This window comes from Pseudanabaena sp. 'Roaring Creek' (assembly GCF_001402795.1).
GTDB lineage: Bacteria > Cyanobacteriota > Cyanobacteriia > Pseudanabaenales > Pseudanabaenaceae > Pseudanabaena.
In genome coordinates this window covers 1-4,831 of record NZ_LIRE01000528.1, presented here as the reverse complement: position 1 = coordinate 4,831, position 4,831 = coordinate 1, and the positions used below count along the sequence as shown (strand labels likewise).

The 4,831-nt window shown below is 45.7% G+C and carries 5 protein-coding genes; 4 read left to right on the top strand and 1 reads right to left on the bottom strand.

Translation table 11 applies throughout. The annotated features are described in order from the left end of the window. Positions 1-355 precede the first annotated feature (355 nt). Complete coding sequence (gene rpiA, locus AC805_RS15980) at positions 356-1,069, top strand: ribose-5-phosphate isomerase RpiA (RefSeq protein WP_197278756.1); 714 nt, start codon at positions 356-358, stop codon at positions 1,067-1,069. 164 nt (positions 1,070-1,233) lie between these two features. Here the strand turns inward: rpiA and cbiT are convergent, their stop codons facing one another. Then, the gene (gene cbiT / locus AC805_RS15975) at positions 1,234-1,833 is read right to left on the bottom strand and encodes a precorrin-6Y C5,15-methyltransferase subunit CbiT (protein WP_055076339.1); all 600 of its coding nucleotides are present in this window, start codon (positions 1,831-1,833) and stop codon (positions 1,234-1,236) included. Between the two features lie 288 nt (positions 1,834-2,121). Between cbiT and AC805_RS15970 the strand changes: the two genes are divergently transcribed. The 3 genes from AC805_RS15970 (at position 2,122) to AC805_RS15960 (ending at position 4,819) form a co-directional block, all read left to right on the top strand. Then, entirely contained in the window at positions 2,122-3,549 is a 1,428-nt protein-coding gene (locus AC805_RS15970; protein WP_072143646.1) for a DUF3370 domain-containing protein, read from the top strand. Positions 3,550-3,631: 82 nt separating this feature from the next. Next, positions 3,632-4,357 carry a WecB/TagA/CpsF family glycosyltransferase gene (locus AC805_RS15965; RefSeq protein WP_231663188.1) on the top strand — a complete coding sequence of 242 codons (726 nt, stop codon included), beginning with the start codon at positions 3,632-3,634 and terminating at the stop codon, positions 4,355-4,357. Positions 4,358-4,423: 66 nt separating this feature from the next. Further along, positions 4,424-4,819 carry a VOC family protein gene (locus tag AC805_RS15960; RefSeq protein ID WP_055076337.1) on the top strand — a complete coding sequence of 132 codons (396 nt, stop codon included), beginning with the start codon at positions 4,424-4,426 and terminating at the stop codon, positions 4,817-4,819. Positions 4,820-4,831: the final 12 nt, after the last annotated feature.

The window sequence follows — 4,831 nt, the reverse complement described above, 5'->3', positions numbered from 1 at the left end:
GGCAACTAACGCGATCGCGCAGATCGCGACTTTAATCAAAGAGTTTCAATAGCTATAGCAACGTAAAGTTTACTTAGGACATAAACCCCTAAAGATGAGTTGCGGCGCAAAGCGCCGCAACTCATCTTTAGGGGTTTGATTTGTCCTCACTATCTATTACGTTGCTATAGAGGATGGCGGCGCGATAATCAGCTTGGTAAAAGCAGAGTAGCGTGCTGCTCGCATAGCGAGCAGTACGCTACTCTGCTTTTATGCCAAATTAAGAAATGGCGTAGTCATTTCTTAATTTAAAAACCCTTACAACTACCGATCGCAGGGTGCGATAGGATTAAAAGCATTGCTTTGAGATTTATAAATGAGTATTTCGGCTGAAGATATTAAAAAATTAAAACAAGAAGTTGGTATAGCTGCCGCGCAACGAGTAAAGTCAGGGATGGTTGTGGGCTTGGGTACTGGCTCTACGACTGCTTTCGCGATCGAGGAGTTGGGTAGAAGGCTAGCGGTGGGCGAACTAACCGATATCGTTGGCATTCCTACGTCATTCCAAGCGTCGGTATTGGGCAAAAAATATGGCATTCCTATCCGCAGTCTCGATGATGTCGATCGCGTTGATGTCGCGATCGATGGAGCTGATGAAGTCGATCCTCACAAAACCTTAATTAAAGGCGGTGGCGCGGCTCACACTCGCGAAAAAGTGGTTGATTCGTTAGCGACATTATTTATTGTTGTGGTCGATGAATCAAAACTAGTCGATAAACTGGGTTCAACTTTTGCCGTACCGCTCGAAGTCTTGCCGATGGCAATATCCCCTGTAACTAGAGCTGTTGAAAAATTAGGTGGTAAGCCCGATCTGCGGATGGGGATTAAAAAGGATGGACCAGTAATTACCGATCAGGGCAATATGGTCTTAGATGTAACTTTTGAAGCGATCGCCGATGCCGCCGAACTTGAAAAAACTCTAAATAATATTCCTGGAGTTGTAGAAAATGGGCTATTCGTAGGTGTAACCGATCTCATCCTCGTGGGTGAATTTAAGGACGGTAAACCTCAAATTCGCGAAATTTCTTAAGCATCTTGATACTCCCTTCCCACTAAATACCAATTTCCAAAAGTGTGGCTACACTTTTGGAAATTGGTATAAAAACCAAGAAATAGCGGTGCGTGGCTTTGCCACGCACCGCTATTTCTTGACCAAAAAGATGGGAGGGGCTTTGCCCTACCATCTTTTTGGTTTTATAACTTTTCACCACTAATAATAAACATAGGACTAACTGCGGCGAAGACTTGACGATTACCGCGAGTTTCTAAGCGATTGACAGAGGATTGCACCACTTCCACATTTCGTGCTTGGAGTTTGGCAAAGCTCTCGGAAATTGCATATAACCCTTCTAAACTATTGGTGGTTGCGATCGCTCTTCCATCGACCTTTAACCTTTCCCAGCAATATTCCAGAATTTCTGATACCGATCTCCCACCCTCAATACAAATGCGATCAGGTTCTGTCGTAAGGCTCTTTAGACATTCAGGAGCGCTGCCAATGTTAATTTCGACATTATCAATTCCAAACTTCTGACAGTTTTTGACGATCAAGCCCGCAACATCCTCATCGCGCTCAATTGCGACGATCTTACCTTTGGGGCATAGGAGCCCCGTCTCAATGGGAATAGTTCCCGTTCCCGCGCCAATATCCCACAGCACCGAATTTACTCTAAGACGGAGTTGTCCGATAATTAATAGTCTCGTTTCGCATTTGCTCATGGGAATGCCCGGCAAGCGCTCGAATAATTCGTCTGGGATGCCAGGGGTAACGTATGACCAGATAGGTTCAGGCATGATGAGCTTGGCGCACTAGATGATTAAACATGCTAAATATAACGTTTTTCCACCCTAAAAATTGGTGGTTCTAAAAAGGAAAGGATTTACAACGCTTTGCGCTCAAACCCAAACCAAGGGAATTTTTGAAAGCGTTGCGAAGCAACGCTTTCAAAAATTCCCTTGTGGTTCGTCTGATCGATTATTGCTGTATATGGTGGAGATGGGCGGCGCGAAGCGCCGCCCATCTCCACCATTCCTTGTATTATATAAATCAATTCTGCTTCAAACTTTGGAGGCAAAGAGCCTATGCTGTCAGCTTTGTTAATGTCGCTATTGAATTTTCCCTCCCCAGTCTTGTCACCGACAAATCTGGCGAGTATTCCTAATTCAAGCAGCAAAGTTGCTCAAGCTGCTAACCAACCCAAGATTATTTTAGATCGCCAAGAAATGCGTCCATTGATGGGAAAACTTGACGATGTACCCATGTTTAACAGTAATAGTCCCGAGATCGTCCAAACAGAAGGAGTTTTACTGTCATCCTTTCCACCCGAAGGCATGGCATATCCGCGAGCCCATTTAAACTTTCCCTTTCAAGGTCGCTTCGATCTCTTTACGCACCATATTTCTAAAGCGCCACCACCAAAGGATTTGCGTACGCTATACATTGGCGCGATCGCCTATAACCCAACCGATCGCCCCGTAACTATTGACACGTTACAAGGTGCGAGCTATCTCAGCCAACCCGATGCTCCTTTTTATGATGCACCAAACTACAGTGAGAATGATAATGGGGAATTGTATCGCGGGCCTGGAGATCGCGCCATGCTCGATATTTTGCGCGGTCGTCGTCAGGATATTTTGCCAGCACAGATCGTGATTCCCCCCAAGCAAAGTCGAATGCTGATGAATGTGCCGATTCCCGTCAAAGAATTAGATCCGCCTTTAAATGGGCGATCGGGGCTTTCGCGTTTGCGCAGCGATGGCAAGGTTTATCTAGCGACTTTAGCCCTCTATGCCAGACTAAATGCTGATGGAACGGAACGCGCTCCCAATCTGCAAGAATGGGAAAACATTCTCAAAAATGGCGAACTAGCTAAACCTCGCGATGTCGTCCCTACCCCGCCAGATTTAACGGAAGGAGCCTTTGAATATAGCCGTGTGGCTGGCATTCAAATGGGTTCGCAATGGTTTGGAAATTTAACTGATAAGGATAGTAATAATCTAGCAATTCCTAAACGTGGAGAATCCTATTCCTATGGATTGAGTTTGCTGCAATACGGGACGATGGGAACGGGACAGGTGCAAACTGCACCGCTAAAAGTACGTTATCCCGACACGGCATATTCTGCCCATGGTAATTACGGTGTGCAGTATAACCTGACGATGCCTTTGCACAATCCGACTAGCGAGACGCAGACTGTAACGCTTTCTTTCCAAAATCCGATCAAATACGATAAGCCCGTTGGTGGTTTGCAATTTTTTGAGCCATTACCCGATGATGTCTTTTTTCGAGGCTCGGTCAGAGTCCGTTTTCGTGATGACAGAGGCTTAGCCCAAACTCGTTACGTGCATTTAGTTCTACGCCGTGGCGAACGGGGCAAGGCTCTAGTTACCTTGACGATGCCACCAAGCGATCGCCGTGTTGTCCAGTTTGATTTCCTCTATCCTGCGGATGCAGTACCACCACAGGTTTTGACTGTGACAACTACAAAGTTAGGTAATATTACCCCATAGGGTTAACGGATAGTTTGAAGGTATACATAGGGGCTTTTATCATATCTATTGTCTTTAGTAAATGCGTCTGGAGAAAATTGTTTTGCGTCAGTTTAAAGTATTGGGTATGCCCGTCCATATCCATGAAAATTATCGGGATTGGCTTGCCCAAAGATTGCGAGACAATCAAGGCGCTCATGTCGTGACGTTGAATGCGGAAATGACAATGCAGGCGAGGAAAAATCCTGCTCTGGCAAAAGTCATTCAAGAAGCGGAGTTGGTCGTGCCAGATGGTTCGGGAATCGTGCTTTACCTGCGATCGCAAGGGGAAAAGATCGAACGGTGCCCTGGCATCGAACTATCTGAGCAGATCGTCCAGATTGCTGCCGAGCAAAAATGGCGCATCTTTTTAATTGGGGGGGCTCCCAATGTCGTCGATCATGTCGCGGATATTTGGCAACAAAAATGGATGGATATTGTGATCGCAGGACTACATCACGGCTATTTTGATGAAGCGATCGAAAAACAAATCTGTGAGGATATCCGAAGCACGCAACCCCAGCTAGTACTGGTCGGGCTGGGAGTACCGCGACAAGAACTATGGATTCAAAAAAATCGCTATCTCAATCCCAATGCAGTATGGATCGGCGTGGGTGGCAGCTTTGATATCTGGTCTGGGACAAAAACTCGCGCACCCGAATGGTTTAGTAAAAATAATTTAGAATGGCTCTATCGTCTCTATCAAGAACCTTGGCGTTGGAAGAGAATGCTCTCCCTACCGCATTTTGTCTGGTGCGTCACCATCGAGTCTTTGTTCAAATCTCGGTAGAATTTGCAGAGGATAGCGATCGCTATTCTCTCTGGTTTAAATCGTCCCCAACAAAATCAGCGATCCATGAAATACCACCATACTTCGATACGCACGTCGGATATTTTTCAATCCATCGCCTTTTATGAGGCGTTAGGATTTGAGGTGACAGAGCGATTTACGGCGGGAATTACATTGGCTTGCTGGATGCAGGGGGCGGGGACGAATCTGGAACTAATGCAAGTGCCAGAACCTAAAAATACTCCCGATCCCTTTGGTGACGAACATTATGTCGGCTACTATCACCTATCGTTTCATGTCGACAATATCCAATCTTTTTTACAGGAATTAGTTAATAAATTAGGGAAGGTCAAATTGCTTTTGCCCCCAATAGAACAGACCATTGGCGATCGCACTTTTCAGGTTGCCTTTATCGCCGACCCCGATGGATTACCCATTGAATTAATGGAATATGGGTTGTAAGTAGCTAGGCAT